Raw genomic sequence first — 14808 nt, forward strand, 5'->3', positions numbered from 1 at the left:
CGAGGTCACAGGATCCGAGGTCACAGGATCCGAGGTCACAGGATCCGAGGTCACAGGATCCGAGGTCATGGTGATCTCCAGGTTCTCGTGGTGGCCGGCGTGCCGCGATGGCCCGCCGGGGGTTCACGTCTTCGGACGGTGTCGTCCCAGGATGGCCGGGCCGACGGCGGCGGCAGGCGTGGGAATCGGGCCGACGCCGGTGACGGCTCCGCCGTTCCGGAGCCGATCCGGTCGCGGACCGGACTCCGGTCTCCAGCCGTGGTTCTCTAGTAGCGGCCGAGGGTGCCGCGGCGCATGGCGCGGTGTTCGAGCCGCCTGAACAGGACCACTCCCGTGGCCGTGATGAGCAGCGGCTGGACCAGCAGCCAGCCCAGACCCCACCCGGTCGGAAGGGCGACCAGGGAATGCCCGCCGAGCAGGATGTCGCGCATCGCCTCGATGCCGGGCGCGATGGGGACGACCAGCCGGCTGAGGAAGGCGATCGCGTCGGGCATGGCGGCCAGGGGGACCAGGGTGCCGCCCGCGATGGCGTAGACGGCCACCGACAGCTGCGTGATGATCTCGATGCGTTTGAACACCAGGGTCAGCCCGCAGAGGATCAGGGCCAGCCCGCACGTGCCCACCGCGATCGCGGCCAGCGGCACGAGCACCTGCGCGGTGAAGGGCACGTGCCCGCCCTGGACGGCGATGGCGGTGGCGCCGGTGGCCAGGACGGCCAGCGCGGTGGGCAGGGCCGAGACCACGGCGGCGACCTGGCGGCCGAGAACGAGCGCCGCCGAGGGCAACGGCGTCAGATACGTCTGTTCCAGCACACCGGACTGGATGTCGCCCAGATAGCTCCAGAACACCCGGTTGACCTGCTCGTGGATGAAGGTCAGCGCCACCATGCCGAGCAGTACGGGCAGCAGCAGTTCGGCGCGCAGTTGCCCGCGTCCCATGAACAGCACGATGAGCAGGTAGAACAGCGGGAACGTGATCATCTGGATGAGGACTTCGCGCCATCCGGCGATCAGGTTGAGCAGGCCCTTGCCGACTTCTGCGGCGAATCCGCGGGCGAAGGTCACGACGACTCCTGCAGGGCTCGGCGGTGGTTGCGGACGAACAGCAGGCCGCTGACGGCGGTGAGCGCGAGGGTGTGGGCGAGCAGCCAGGGCAGGGTGCCGCCGCTCCAGAGCACGGCCAGGGTGCGGCCCTCGAACAGCGTCTGGGTGATCGCCTCGACGCCCAGGGTGGTGGGCAGGACTCTTGCCAGGGCTGCCAGCCAGTCCGGGTAGAGGGCCAGCGGCAGGAACGAGCCGTTGAGCAGCAGCACCAGCGAGGTGAACAGCGACTGCAGCGCGCCGATCATCGGGGAGACCAGGGCGAGGGCGGCCATCAGGAAGGTGAAGGCCAGCACGTCGACTCCCAACAGCAGGGCGGGCAGGAACGCCGCCCCGGGCGCAGGGATCGTGATCCCTGCCGCCAGCATGGGGACGAGGCAGGCGACGGCGGCCACCGCCAGGCCGAACACCGAGGCGGTGATCAGCCGGCCGAGCATCGGCAGCCATGGCGGCGCCGGGGTCATCTGGGCCTGCGTGAAGGTGCCCGCGCGTTTCTCCTCGATGAGGTCGGCCACCATCACCAGGCCGGCGTACTGCAGGAACCAGTAGCCGCCGATCGCGACCAGGGTCGGCGGCAGCAGGTCCTGACGCAGTTCGCCCTGCCCCAGGACGAACTGCAGGCCGAGGTACATCATGGTGCTGATCAGCAGCGTGATGACGTGGCCGACCGGATGGGCCAGTTGAACGCGCAGGCCCTTGCCGATCTCCGCGCCCAGGACGCTAAGCATGAGAGACCTCGTTCACCAGGGCGAGGAACACGTCCTCCAGATCGGGCTGGACCTGGGTCAGCGACTCCAGGACGACCGACTGGGCGCGCAGGCGGTCGACCACCTCGTATATCTCGCGCGGCTCGCTCACCCGCACGCTGATCGTGGTGACGCCGTCGCGCGTGACGGCGTCGAACCCAGGTGGGGCCGTCCCCTCGAGGCGGATCTCGTACCTGTCGCGCTCGCGGAAGCGCGCCAGCAGCTCCCGTGTGGGCAGGTCGGCCACGAGCCGGCCTCCGCGCATGACGGCCACCCGGTCGCACAGCTCCTGGGCCACGTCGAGCTGGTGCGTGGTGAGCAGGATGGTGGTGCCCAGCTCACGGGCCCATTCGGCGATCCAGTCCTTGACGGTGCGGGTGGCCTCGACGTCGAGGCCGAGCGTCGGCTCGTCCAGCAGGACGATCGGCGGGTCGGCGATCAGGGCGGCGGCGATCGCGACCTTCTGCTGCATGCCGCGCGAGAAGCCGCCGACCTTGTCGTGGCGCCGCTCCCACAGACCCAGATCGGTCAGCAGGTCCCGGGCACGCTCGGCGACCCGGGCCTTGCGCAGGCCCTTGAGCCTGCCGAAGTACATCAGGTTCTGCCATGCCGACAGGCTCCAGTAGACGTTGCGCGAGCCTTCGAGCACGGCGCCGAACTGCGCCATCGCGGCCGAACGCTGCCGGGCCACGTCGAATCCGCCCAGCCTGACCCGGCCCGAGGTGGGGGTCAGCAGCCCGGCCAGCATCTTGATGGTGGTGGTCTTGCCCGCGCCGTTGGGTCCCAGGAAGCCGAAGACCGATCCGGCGGGGACGCGCAGGGACACCTCGTCGACCGCCCGGACCTGCGCCGGCCCGTACACCTTCGTCAACGCGTCGATCTCGATCACGTCATCTCCTCGATGGGGGAATCCGGCCACGGGTCGTATGGCCGGGACACTGCGGTCACCGCTGGTCCATGGCGTCGGCGGGTGAGGTGGCGTGGCCGGCATGGACGCGGTGACGGTGATGACAGCTCATCTCTAGAGTTGAAATCTAGTGTTCATAACTAGAGATAAACTCTAATCATGAGAGATGTCAAACGGACGAGCTAGACGAGCCCAGAAGGCGCAGCAGACGCGCCGGCGCATCCTGGAGGCGGCGCTCGAGCTGTTCGTCCGGGACGGGTACGGCGCGACGAACCTCCAGGACGTCGCCCGCAGGGCCGGGGTCGCGGTACAGACGATCTACTTCGTCTTCGGCAACAAGCGGACCCTGCTCAAGGAGCTGGTCGACGTGACGATCGCGGGCGACGACGAGCCGGTGGCCACGATGGACCGTCCTTGGTACACCGGCGCGCTGGCGCTCGGCACCGCCCAGGACATGCTGCGCGCCTACGTCACGGGCACGACCTCGGTCCTGGAGCGGGTCGCGCCGATCGGCCGGGTGCTGGAGGCGGCGTCCGCGGGCGACCCCGAGGTCGCCGCGCTGTGGCCCCACGACGTCGATCCGCGGTATGTCGTCCAGCAGGGGGCGGCCAAGGCGCTTGCCGGCAAGCCTGGCGCACGCGCGGGGCTGTCGGCGGAGGAGGCCGTCGACCTGCTGACGCGCCCACGCCTCCGCGCCTCCGCGCCTCCGCGCCTCCTCCGGCTGGATCGGGCGGCCGTGCTTGTCGGCGGCTGTGCGGGGCCGATCGGGCGGCGGTTCCTGTCGGCGGCTGTGCTCTTGTCGGCGGCTATGCGGGGCGGCGGCGCAGGCGCGGGTCGGTCAGGGCGGGAGGGCGCCAGCCCCTGTCGCCCTCGTTGAGCGTGACGCCGGGCGGGACGATCTCGTCGATCCTGTCGAGCACGTCATCGGTCAGCTTCACGTCGGCGGCGGCGAGCTGGCTCACCAGGTGCTCCATCGTCCTCGGCCCGATGATGGCCGAGGTCACCGCCGGATGCCGCAGCGTGAACGCCAGCGCCAGCTGGATCAGCGTCAGCCCCGCCTCCTCCGCCAGGATCGCCAGGGCCTCGACCGCCTCCAGCTTGCGCCGGTTGCCGGGCAGCGACAGGTCGTAGCGTTCGGGCAGCCGGTCGGCCCTGCGCGAGCGCGGCGGCTCGGCGCCTTCACGGTAGGCGCCGGTCAGCCACCCTCCCGCCAGCGGGCTCCACACGATGGCGCCCATGCCGTAGCTCTGGACGACGGGCAGCACGTCGGCCTCGACGCCGCGCACCAGCAGCGAGTACGGCGGCTGCTCGCACACGAACCGTTCCAGGCCGCGCCGATCGGCCGCCCAGTGCGACTCGACCAGCTGATGGGCGGGGAAGGTCGAGCTGCCCAGGTAGCGGATCTTGCCCTGCCGTACGAGGTCGGTCAGCGCGCCGAGGGTCTCCTCGATGTGGGTGTCGGGGTCGGGACGGTGGATCTGGTACAGGTCGATCCAGTCGGTGCCCAGCCTGCGCAGGCTGTTCTCAACGGCCTGGAAGATCCAGCGCCTGGAGTTGCCCCGCTGGTTGGGCCCCTCGCCCATCACGCCGTGCACCTTCGTGGCCAGCACGACCTCGTCGCGTCTGCCCGACTTGGCCAGCGCGTGGCCGACGAACTCCTCCGACTGGCCGCCGGAGTAGACGTCGGCGGTGTCGATGAAGTTGATCCCCGCGTCGAGCGCGCGTCCGATGATCCTGGTGGACTCCTCCACGGACGGCTCGCCCCACGCGCCGAACATCATGGCGCCGAGGCACAGCGGGCTGACCTTGAGACCGGTCCTGCCGAGTACGCGGTGTTCAGTCACTCTTCCTAGAGTGCCCGAACGGCTGTGTCGATGGGTACATCTCCCCTGACCAGCTCCAGCGTCCTGCCGGCGGTGCGCGGCTCGTCGAGCAGCGCCACCACGACCGCGGCCACGTCGTCACGCGACACGCTGCCCCTGGGCAGCGGCGGCGGGCCGAGCAGCACCCTTCCCGTCCCCGGCTCGTCGGTCAGACCGCCGGGCCGCAGGATCGTCCAGTCCAGGTCGCGCCCGCGCAGATCGACCTCCGCGGCGGTCTTGGCCGCGATGTAGGCCGCCCACACCTCGTCGGCGTCCTCGCCAGGCGGCGCGCCCGCGCCCATGGAGGAGATCTGCACGAACCCGCGCACGCCCGCCCGCTCCGCCGCTTCGGCCATCAGCGCGGATGCGGCTCTGTCGACGGTGTCCTTGCGGGCCGCCCCGCTGCCGGGACCCGCGCCGGCGGCGAACACGACCGCGTCGGCCCCCTCGAGCACCTTCACGACCTCGTCGACGCCCGCGCTCTCCAGGTCGCAGACGACGGCCTGCCCGCCCGCAGCTTCCACGTCGGCCCGATGATCGGGATTGCGGACCAGCCCGACGGCCTGGTCGCCCCGGTCGGCCAGCCTCCGCTCCAGCCGGAGCGCGATCTTACCGTGTCCACCCGCGATCACAACCCGCATGCCTCCAGCGTTTCACACGAGTGAGCCATGCGTTCCACACGGTGACCAGGTGACGCCGCGCACCTGCCGCCTCCGCGGCGCCGCCGCGAGGCTGAGGCCATGCCAAAGACCTCCACCCTCCTGTTCGCCAGACACTACGGCGAGATGCTGCTCGCGATGATCATCGGCATGCTGCTCCTGGCACCCGTCTGGGCAGCGGCGGGCGAGTGGCTCGGCCTTGCCGCCGTCTTCGGCCGGGCCGACGTGGGTGCTCTGATCATGGCCACCGACATGACCGCGGCCATGACCGTGTGGATGCGGCACCGCGGCCACTCCTGGCAGCCCGTCGCCGAGATGGGCGCCGCGATGTACGTGCCGTTCCTGCTGCTCCTGCCACCCTTCTGGCTCGGGCTGGTCTCCGGCGACACGGTGATGATCGCCGGGCACGTGCTCATGCTCCCCGCCATGCTCGCGGTCATGCTCCGGCGGCGCGAGGAGTACGGCGCCCACCATGCTCATCCGTCTGCCCACCCGTCTGCTCGCCGTCCGCAACAGCCCTCCCACCCCCTCGTCGCCGCGCTGAAGCGCCGCCGGCCGACGTGGATCGCCCTCCTGCTCACCTTCGGCGTCTGGACCGACCCCTTCGTCCCGCCGCCGCTGATCCTCCTGGCCTTGCCCGGCGCCTACCTGGCGATCGGCGTCTACCGCAGGACGCTCGGCGACCGCAGGGTCCTGGCGCTGCAACTGACCGGGCTCGCCGCCTACCTCGTGCTGGCCCTCGTGGCGCTGTCGGCCGACGAGAACCTCGCCCGGTTCCTTATCGGCGGCGGATGGCTCGCCCACGCGCTGTGGGACCTCGCCCACCACCGCGCGAACGCCGTCGTCCCCCGCGGCTACGCCGAGTGGTGCGCCGTAGTTGACGCAGTCATCGGCCTCACGGTCATCTTCCTCGTGTGAGGTGCTCACAATGGACAGATGGACTACACCGAACCACCTGGTCCCGCCTTCCTGTTCGACCTCGACGGCACCCTGATCGACAGCGTCTACCAGCACGTCATCGCCTGGCGCAGCGCTCTGTCGGGGATGGGCATCGACCTTTCGGTGTGGCGGATCCACCGCAGGATCGGCATGAGCGGCGGCCTGTTCGTCACCGCGCTGCTCAGGGAGACCGGACTCACCCTCACGCAGAACCAGATCAACGACCTCCAGCAGGCCCACGCCGCCGCCTACACCGAGCAGATCGGCACGGTCAGGCCGCTGCCCGGCGCGGTCGAGCTGCTGCGCGAGCTGACCGCCCGCCAGGTTCCCTGGGCGATCGCCACCAGCGGGTACGCCATGACCGCCCGCCTGGCCTTGTCCATGCTCAAGCTGCCCGACGACACCCCCATGGTCACCCGCGACCTGGTACGGCGCGCCAAACCGGACCCCGACCTCTTCCTGGCCGGAGCCGCGCTGCTCGGCGTCGACCCCCACCACGCCATGGTCGTCGGCGACAGCGTCTGGGACCTGCTGGCCGCCAGGAGAGCGGGCTCGCTGGGCGTCGGCCTGCTGTCCGGAGGGTACGGCAGGGACGAACTCGAACGCTCAGGCGCCTTCCGCGTCTACTCCGACCCGGCCGACATGCTCAACCGGCTGGACGAGCTGGGCGTGCGCCTGGGGGAATAAGCGCGCACCGCCAAACCGATCACGTGAAGGATGCGTATCTCCGCAAGAGGAGCTGACATGGATCTGGCAGACATCGGCGTCACCGGACTTGCCACAATGGGCCGCAACCTGGCCCGCAACTTCGCCCGCCACGGCTACGCCGTCGCGGTGCACAACCGCTCGCACAGCCGTACGGAGGCGCTGGTCAAGGAGTTCGGCGGTGAGGGCACGTTCCTGCCCTCCGAGGACATGGCGGCGTTCGTCGCCTCGCTCAAGCGGCCGCGCAGGGCGATCATCATGGTGAAGGCGGGGCCGGGAACCGACGCCGTCATCGACCAGCTGGCCGACCTGATGGAACCGGGCGACATGATCGTCGACGGTGGCAACGCCCACTTCGAGGACACCAGGCGCAGGGAGGCGGCGCTGCGCGAGCGCGGCATCCACTTCGTCGGCACCGGCATCTCGGGCGGCGAGGAGGGCGCGCTGCTCGGTCCCAGCATCATGCCGGGCGGCTCCCGCGAGTCCTACGAGGCGCTCGGCCCGATGCTCGAGGACATCTCCGCCAAGGTCGACGGCGTTCCCTGCGCCACCTACGTGGGCCCCGACGGCGCGGGCCACTTCGTGAAGATGGTGCACAACGGCATCGAATACTCCGACATGCAGCTCATCGCGGAGTCCTACGACCTGCTGCGCCAGGCGCTCGGCGCCTCCCCCTCCGAGCTGGCCCAGGTCTTCCGGGAGTGGAACGAGGGCGAGCTCGAGTCCTACCTCATCGAGATCACCGCCCAGGTGCTCGACCACGTCGACGCCGAGACCGGGCGTCCCTTCGTCGACGTCGTGGTCGACAGCGCCGAGCAGAAGGGCACCGGCCGCTGGACCGTCCAGAGCGCTCTGGAGCTGGGCGTCCCCGTCACCGGCATCGCCGAGGCGGTCTTCGCCCGCGCCCTGTCGGGCCACCCCGAGCAGCGCGCTGCCGCCCGCGGCCTGCAGGGGCCCTCGCTGTCCGGCGTCGCGGGCAAGGAGCTGATCGAGGACGTACGGCATGCGCTGTACGCCTCCAAGATCGTCGCCTACGCGCAGGGCTTCGACCAGATCACCGCGGCCTCGAAGGAGTACGGCTGGGACGTCGACCTCGGCGCGATGGCCACGATCTGGCGGGGCGGCTGCATCATCAGGGCACGCTTCCTCGACAGGATCCGCGCCGCCTACGACGCCGACCCCGCCCTGCCCACGCTGCTGGCCGACGAGGGGTTCGCGGGCGCGCTGGCCGCCGCCCAGGACGCCTGGCGACGGGTGGTGTCGACGGCGGTGAGGATCGGCGTGCCCACTCCCGGGTTCTCCTCCGCGCTGGCCTACTACGACGGGCTGCGCAGGGACCGGCTGCCCGCCGCCCTCGTCCAGGGACTGCGCGACTACTTCGGCGCCCACACCTACCACCGGGTCGACAAGGAGGGCGCGTTCCACACCGACTGGTCGGGCGACAGGGCCGAGCGCTCCGCGTGATCGCCCCCGCCCGCTGACCGGGCCGGCGGCTCGTCATCCTCGACGTGTCGGGTGAGCGGCGGCCGCCTCGCCCGGCCGGACGCCTTTACATTGTAGATTTTTTGCCCCGCAGCGCCTGCGCTGCGGGGCTTGTGTGGTTTTCCGCGTTTTTACATGACGTCCTGTAGGAGTGGAGGGGTACGAGCCCGATGTGACGGCGCGCGCCGAAGTCCCGCTGGAGTGGCGTGCATGGACGGAGGGTCACCGGTGACTACGGTGGGCTTCCTGGTGCTTGCCGTAAGGCGGCGGGCACGTGAACGTCGGGTGATCACGGTCACCCGACGGCGGGCCGGCGGCGGAAGATGGGTGGGTGACATGGCCGGAGTCGGACGTGGTGGGGCCGTGCGTGAGCGATCCCGTGACGGTCTACAGCACGGTGAGCAGGCGCGCCGACGGGGAACTGGCGCACGAGGGCAACAGAGTGCCGGACATCGCGGTGCTGGACGCCGACCGGCTGGTGGTGGGATGGCGGGCGGGAGTGAAGGACTCCCTGGATCCCACGCCCAACGACCAGGGCTCGATCGGCTACGCCCGATCGGCGGACGGCGGGCGCACCTGGGTCACGGGGACGCTGGCCGAAGCGACGGACACGCACCGCTACCACTACGTGATCTTCCTCAACGATTCTGGTGTGCTTTACGCCCTTCTGGGACGCATCACGATCGCCGAGGACCGCGACCAGGCGGGGAACGTGGACGGCTTCCCTGTGCGCATGGTCGCCAAACGCAGTGCGGACGCGGGTGCCACCTGGCACGACTTTCCCATCACGGTCGACGTGCCGCCCAACAGCCGGGGTGTGGTGGTCGCGGGGAAACCGATCAGGTACGACGGGGTGTGGCTGCTGCCGTACTGGCGGCAGACGAGTGGCGGGACCAGGGCGGGAGTGCTTCGCTCGACGGACCTGCGGACCTGGCGCCCAGGGGGATCGGCGCAGCCGCCGCCGGGCATCGGGGTGGAGGAGCCGCAGGTGGCGCCGTCACAGGAGGGCGGCCTGGTGATGGTGGCCAGGGCGCTCGACCTGCGGGGCGGCACGTCCCCGGAGGACAGGGACGCGAGATACCGCGCCCATGCGGCCTACGCGGCGGTGTCGACGAGCACGGACGGGGGGCTCACCTGGGCACCGATGACCTTGGACCCCCAGATCCCGAATTATTACGTTAAAGGCTTCTTTGCCAGAGATGGCGAGGGCCGGTACCTGACGATCTACAACACGCTCGCGGGGCCGTTCCGCGGCGACAAGCCCGAGCAGTACCGGGAGGTGCTGCATTACAAGGTCAAGCCGCAGGGCCTGCCCTGGGGTCCTGGACGGCTGTTCGCCGACGGGACCAGGCTCACCGCCGGCGCGGCCCGCGGCTGGGACGTCTACGCCGGCGCCGAGGAGTACGAGCCCGGCCGGTTCTTCGTCGTCTGGGAGCACAACCAGATCGGGATCAGGGTGGCCAGGCTCGACCTGACCCGCGCCTTCACCGGTGTACGGCTGGCAGGCCCTGGATCGGTGCCGCAGGCACCCGACGCCGGGTTCGTCGCCACCGTCGAGGGCGAGGACTTCCGGCTCACGGTCGGCGGCCGCTTGGACCTCACCGTGGGAGCCGAGGGCGTCCTCGTCGACGGGCGGCGGGTCCTCGGTCCCGGAGGCGCCCGGTGGCGCGTCGTCGCCGACCGGCGCGGCCGCGCGGCCCTGTGGCGCGAGGACGCGGACACGGGGGTGCGCTGGACACTGGGGACGCCAGAGACATCGGCGACACAGGGGACGCCGCCCTCGGGGCAAGGGCCTCGGGAGACCACCCTGTCGGGTCAGGCCACGGCGGAGGTCACCGACAATCTCGCGGGCCTGTCGTGGGCGGACTGGAAGCTGTCGACCAGCACGGTCACCGGCGACAGACTCAGGTTGCGCGGCTCGGCGAGCGTCCCGCTGGAGATCGCCGAATCATGCGACTTCACCGTGGAACTGCGGGGCAGGGTGGTCACCGCCGCCACCCTCGACCCGGTCACGGGACGCGGCGTGAGCCTCGGCACGAAGGTCGCCAACGGCGCGCGCAGGCTCATGATGACCGTGCAGCGGGACGAGGTCTGGGCGATGACCAAGGGATCGACCAGGTGGCGACGGGTGCACAGGGGCAGTGCGGGGCTCTGGCGGGTCGCGGTCGACAGCGCGGGGGTGGCCCGCCTGTTCGCCGACGGCGCCGACACCGGGGCGAGCTGGGTGGTTCAGGACAACCGCGAGCGACCGCACGCCGCCCACTGGGTCAGCGGCGGCGCCGAGGCCCTCCTCGACTGGACCCTGGTCACCGCAACGCTCGGATAGCGGGGTTGGCGACGGCACTCACCACGCAGTAACCGATCGGTCCCTGCGTGTCGTGCATGACGCACTGGCCTGTCGCGATGCCGTCGGCGCTCAGGTGCCCCGTGGCCTCCAGGCCGAGTTCGGCGCTTCTCGGCAGGCGGCTCAGCGTGAGCGTGTAGTCGGCGTTGATGAAGTGCAGACCTGCCGACCCGACGTTGCTGAGCGGGCTGGCGAAGTCGGCGGCCAGCGCGGCATGGGTGAACGGCGTGACCTCCTCGCCCTCGACCAGCGGGTACGTCTCCCTGACCCACGCCCTGTGCGGTCCTGGGTCGACGCCCCACGTGGTGAGCCGCCACAGGTCGAACGGCAGGCGCGGCCCGTCGTTCCCCGGAGGGCCGTCGGGCACGGGCGCGTCCCACGCCGCGGTGCGGAAGCTCTCCCCCGGCGGTTGCCCGCCCTCGCGCAGCAGCACCGCGCCGGCCCTGGCGACCGGGCCCTGCTCGGTGGACAGGACGGCGTCGGCGACCCTGATCCTACGGCCGTCCCTGACCCTCACCGTCTCGACCGTGATCGGCAGCAGCGGGGTGTTGCGGAACAGGTCGACGGTCAGCCGCGCGAAGCGCAGCCCCTCCTCACCGTGCTCGGCCTCGAGTGTTCTGGCGGCGAGAGCGCCGAGCAGCCGCCCGTGCAGCATGTCGGTCGCCCATGGGCTGTGCGCGTGCGCGGCTGGGACGAACGCGCCTTCGGCGAAGGCGAAGAACGCCCCGTTGTTATCCACAGAATCGGATTCTAAAACGCCGGAGGGGGCGCCGGTGCCGACAATCGAGATATGCGATTCGGCGTGCTCGGCCCCACGGAGGTGGCCGGCGTCCCCGTGCGGGGCGCCAGGCTCAGCGGCCTGCTCGTGCTCCTGGCTCTGGAGGCGGGGCGGGTCGTCTCGGTCGAGCGGCTGATCAACGACGTCTACGGCCCCTCCGGCACGGTCAACGCGCTGCAGTCGCAGGTGTCGCGGCTGCGCGGCGTGGTCGGGGTGCCGCTGGAGCTGGGCCCCGCGGGCTACCGGCTGGTGGTGGATCCGCTGGAGGTCGACGCCCACTTGTTCACCCGCCTGGTCGCCGACGCGAGGCGGGCCTCCGCCGCCGGTGAACGCTCACGGCTGCTGCGCCGGGCGCTCGGGCTGTGGCGCGGCCCCGCGCTGGCCGACGTGCTGGGGTTGCCGTTCGCCGAGGGGGAGGCCGTGAGGCTGGAAGAGCTGCGGCTCGCAGCGCTGGAGGACAGGGTCGAGGCCGACCTGCTCGACGGCTCGGCGCCGGACGGCGAGTTGGTGGCCGAGCTGGGCGAGCTGGTCAGGCGGCACCCGTTGCGGGAGCGGCTGCGCGGCCAGCACATGCGGGCCCTGGCGGGCGCGGGCCGCAGGGCCGAGGCGCTGGAGGCGTTCGAGCAGGCGCGCAGGGCGCTGGCCGAGGAGCTGGGCGCCGACCCCTCCCCCGAGCTGGCCGCGCTTCACGTGCGTCTGCTCTCACCCTCCTCGCCTTCTGCCGCCCGCGTTCCCGGAGCCGTCCCTCGGGCTGCCCTGTCCGCGGACTCCCCTGCCGGCCTCTCCCCCGCCGCGCCCGCGCCGGGCGAGACCGCCTGCGCGGGCGCGGTGTTGCGGCCCAGAGGGCCGCGGCCCCGGCCCACCAGCTTCGTCGGCCGTGAGAAGGAGGTGCGCCTGGTCCGCGAGCTGCTCGACGAGGGCCGCCTGCTGACGCTCGCGGGCCCGGGCGGCGCGGGCAAGACCAGGCTCGCGGTCGAGGCGACCGCGAGCCTCGGCGAGGTGTGCTTCGTCGAGCTCGCCCCCCTCGGCCCCGGCTCCGACGTCGCCCTTCCCGCGCTCACCGCGCTGGGCCTGACCCACGCGCACACCGAGGCTCCCGGCCCGCTGACCCCAGGTCCGCTGACACTCCCCGAGGCCCAGACGCCCGCCGACGTGCTGGTGGCGGCGCTCGCGGGCCATTCCGTCATGCTGGTCCTCGACAACTGCGAGCATCTCGTCGAGGCCGCCGCCCTGCTGGCCGACAGGATCCTCGCCGAGTGCCCACGGGTGCGCATGCTGGCCACCTCCCGCGAACCCCTCAACATCCCGGGCGAGCAGGTCCTGCCGGTCCCGCCCCTGCCCCGGCCGATGCGGGACCTGTCGCCTGCAGAGGCGCGCGAGCATCCGGCGGTGCGGCTGCTGGCCGACAGGGCCGGCGCCGTACGCCACGGGTTCGCCGTCACCGAGGCCAACCTCGACGCCGTGCTGCGCATCTGCCGCGCCCTCGACGGGTTGCCGCTCGCGATCGAGCTGGCGGCGGCCCGGCTGCGCGCGCTCACCCCCGAGGAGGTGGCCGCGCGGCTCGACGACAGGTTCAGCCTGCTGACCGCCGGCAGCCGCACCGCGCTGCCGCGTCATCGCACGTTGCGGGCCGTGGTCGCGTGGAGCTGGGACCTGCTCGACCCGGCGGAGCGCGAGCTCGCCGCCCGCCTGTCGGTGTTCGCCTCCGGCGCCACCGCGCACGCCGCCGAGCGCGTCTGCGGCGGCGACCTCGACCTGCTGGCCGCGCTGGTCGACAAGTCGATCCTGCAGGCCGACGGCGGGCGATTCAGGATGCTGGAGACCGTCCGCGCGTTCTGCGCCGAACGGCTGGCCGAGTCCGGCCAGCAGGAGCGGGTACGGCTGGCGCACGCCGAGTGCTTCGCCGCCATGGCCGCCGCCGCCGAGCCGCAGCTGAGGGGCCCGGACCAGCTGCGCTGCCTGGCCGAGCTGGCTGCCGAGCACGACAACCTGCGCACCGCGATACGGTTCGCGATCGACACCGGCAGGAGCGGGCTGGCGTTGCGGCTGGTGGCCGACCTGTGGATGTACTGGTGGCTGCGCGGGATCAGGTCGGAAGGGGCCGCGGCGTCGGTGGAGGTGCTCGAGCTCGTAGGGCCGGAGCCGCCTGCGAACCTGGTCGAGGACTACATCGTCTGCTCGCTGCAACTGGCAGGGGGCGGCAGGCCCGCGCAGGAGGACACGCTTCGTGACCTGCTGGCCAACGCCGAACGCCTGGCCGAGGGGCTGGGCGGGCCGCCACGCAACCCACTCGTGGCCATGGTCAGGCCGTACCCGTCGATCGCCGAGGGCGACTACGCCATGCTGCTGCCGGCGCTCCTGGCGGCGACCACCGACTCCGACCCGTGGACGAGGGCCTTCGCCAGGCTGCTCGTCGGCTTCCTGCGCCTCGGCGCGGGCGAGGTCGACGCGGGCGAGCGCGAGCTGCGCATGGCGCTCGACACCTTCCGCGTGGCCGGCGACAGATGGGGGGTGGGTCAGGCGATGCTGCAGCTGTCCGAGCTGTCGGGCTGGCGCGGCGACCACGCGGCGGCGATCGCCACGGCCGAGGAGGCGCTGGAGGTGATCGCGCCCTTCGGCGCGGCAGAGGACACCGCGCTGGTGCTCTCGCGCAGGGGCGCGGAGCTGGCCAGGGCGGGCGACCTGGCAGCGGCGCGGGCGGAGCTGGAGCAGGCCGCCGCGCTGGTGGGCCGCCTGCCGGGCTCGGAGGCGGCGGCCGTGGTCATGTACGGTCTGGCGGAGCTGGCGCGGCTGACCGGCGACGGCGCGCAGGCCGAGACGCTGTACGCGACGGCGCTCGAAGCCTGTTCGGTGCACTGGCTGGGTGCCGGCGAGACGCGCGGACGGATCCTCATCGGGCTCGGGCGCCTGCGCAGGTCGGGTGCCACGTTGCGGGAGGCCCACGACCTGCTGGTCAAGGTGCTCGACCTGCCGGGCGCCTCTGGAGCGGTCGAGGCGATGGCCGAGCTGACGCTGCGCGAGGGGGCGGCGGGCCGGGCGGCTTTCCTTCTGGGGGCGGCCGAGTCGCTGCGCGGCGTCTGCCTGCCCGACGGGCCCGACGTGGCGCGAACGGCCGGCGACGCGCGCAGCGAGCTGGGGGACGCGGCGTTCGACCGCTTGTACCGGCGCGGCAGGCAGACGCCCCGGGACCAGATCGCCGGACTGCTTCCGTACTAGATGATTGATGCAAAGGCGTAGCTGCAGGGATAGGGCGAGGGTGTCGATGCTCGATGTGTGACGAACGAGT

Annotated in this window: 12 protein-coding genes; 6 read left to right on the forward strand and 6 right to left on the reverse strand. The window is 71.8% G+C overall.

The features are described 5' to 3' along the window. Positions 1-266 precede the first annotated feature (266 nt). From ACFSKW_RS13475 to ACFSKW_RS13485, 3 genes are read right to left on the reverse strand one after another with little or no spacing between them, the layout of a single operon-like run. The gene (locus tag ACFSKW_RS13475) at positions 267-1064 is read right to left on the reverse strand and encodes an ABC transporter permease (protein ID WP_379572543.1); all 798 of its coding nucleotides are present in this window, start codon (positions 1062-1064) and stop codon (positions 267-269) included. Further along, on the reverse strand, positions 1061-1828 hold the full coding sequence (locus ACFSKW_RS13480) for an ABC transporter permease (protein WP_379572544.1): 768 nt from the start codon (positions 1826-1828) through the stop codon (positions 1061-1063). Before ACFSKW_RS13480 ends, ACFSKW_RS13475 begins: the two co-directional genes overlap by 4 nt. Further along, entirely contained in the window at positions 1821-2735 is a 915-nt protein-coding gene (locus ACFSKW_RS13485) for an ABC transporter ATP-binding protein (protein WP_379572545.1), read from the reverse strand. The genes ACFSKW_RS13480 and ACFSKW_RS13485 overlap by 8 nt, the downstream gene beginning before the upstream one ends. Positions 2736-2919: 184 nt before the next feature. Here ACFSKW_RS13485 and ACFSKW_RS13490 point away from each other — a divergent pair, with 184 nt between their 5' ends. Continuing rightward, the gene (locus ACFSKW_RS13490; RefSeq protein ID WP_379572546.1) at positions 2920-3630 is read left to right on the forward strand and encodes a TetR/AcrR family transcriptional regulator; all 711 of its coding nucleotides are present in this window, start codon (positions 2920-2922) and stop codon (positions 3628-3630) included. Here ACFSKW_RS13490 and ACFSKW_RS13495 read toward each other — a convergent pair. After that, the gene (locus tag ACFSKW_RS13495; RefSeq protein WP_379572547.1) at positions 3560-4597 is read right to left on the reverse strand and encodes an aldo/keto reductase; all 1038 of its coding nucleotides are present in this window, start codon (positions 4595-4597) and stop codon (positions 3560-3562) included. The genes ACFSKW_RS13490 and ACFSKW_RS13495 overlap by 71 nt on opposite strands. Positions 4598-4602: 5 nt before the next feature. Then, positions 4603-5256, reverse strand: a complete 654-nt coding sequence (locus tag ACFSKW_RS13500) for an NAD(P)H-binding protein (protein ID WP_379572548.1) — start codon at positions 5254-5256, stop codon at positions 4603-4605. A 99-nt stretch (positions 5257-5355) separates the two neighbouring features. Here ACFSKW_RS13500 and ACFSKW_RS13505 point away from each other — a divergent pair, with 99 nt between their 5' ends. The 4 genes from ACFSKW_RS13505 (at position 5356) to ACFSKW_RS13520 (ending at position 10726) form a co-directional block, all read left to right on the forward strand. Continuing rightward, on the forward strand, positions 5356-6192 hold the full coding sequence (locus tag ACFSKW_RS13505; RefSeq protein ID WP_379572549.1) for a hypothetical protein: 837 nt from the start codon (positions 5356-5358) through the stop codon (positions 6190-6192). A gap of 18 nt (positions 6193-6210) precedes the next feature. Continuing rightward, positions 6211-6900, forward strand: a complete 690-nt coding sequence (locus tag ACFSKW_RS13510) for an HAD family hydrolase (protein ID WP_379572550.1) — start codon at positions 6211-6213, stop codon at positions 6898-6900. Between the two features lie 57 nt (positions 6901-6957). Then, positions 6958-8382: an NADP-dependent phosphogluconate dehydrogenase gene (gene gndA, locus ACFSKW_RS13515; protein WP_379572551.1), complete on the forward strand. Its 1425-nt coding sequence runs from the start codon at positions 6958-6960 to the stop codon at positions 8380-8382. A 385-nt stretch (positions 8383-8767) separates the two neighbouring features. Continuing rightward, positions 8768-10726: a sialidase family protein gene (locus ACFSKW_RS13520; RefSeq protein ID WP_379572552.1), complete on the forward strand. Its 1959-nt coding sequence runs from the start codon at positions 8768-8770 to the stop codon at positions 10724-10726. On the opposite strand, the gene ACFSKW_RS13525 is transcribed toward ACFSKW_RS13520, so the two are convergent. Next, a complete protein-coding gene (locus tag ACFSKW_RS13525) occupies positions 10707-11483 on the reverse strand; it encodes an acyl-CoA thioesterase domain-containing protein (protein WP_379572553.1) in 777 nt (258 codons plus the stop codon). The two genes, ACFSKW_RS13520 and ACFSKW_RS13525, sit on opposite strands and share 20 nt — an antisense overlap. Before the next feature lie 51 nt (positions 11484-11534). Here ACFSKW_RS13525 and ACFSKW_RS13530 point away from each other — a divergent pair, with 51 nt between their 5' ends. Beyond that, the gene (locus ACFSKW_RS13530) at positions 11535-14738 is read left to right on the forward strand and encodes a BTAD domain-containing putative transcriptional regulator (protein ID WP_379572554.1); all 3204 of its coding nucleotides are present in this window, start codon (positions 11535-11537) and stop codon (positions 14736-14738) included. The last annotated feature ends 70 nt before the right edge of the window (positions 14739-14808 follow it).

This window comes from Nonomuraea mangrovi (assembly GCF_042681425.1).
GTDB classification, from domain to species: domain Bacteria; phylum Actinomycetota; class Actinomycetes; order Streptosporangiales; family Streptosporangiaceae; genus Nonomuraea; species Nonomuraea mangrovi.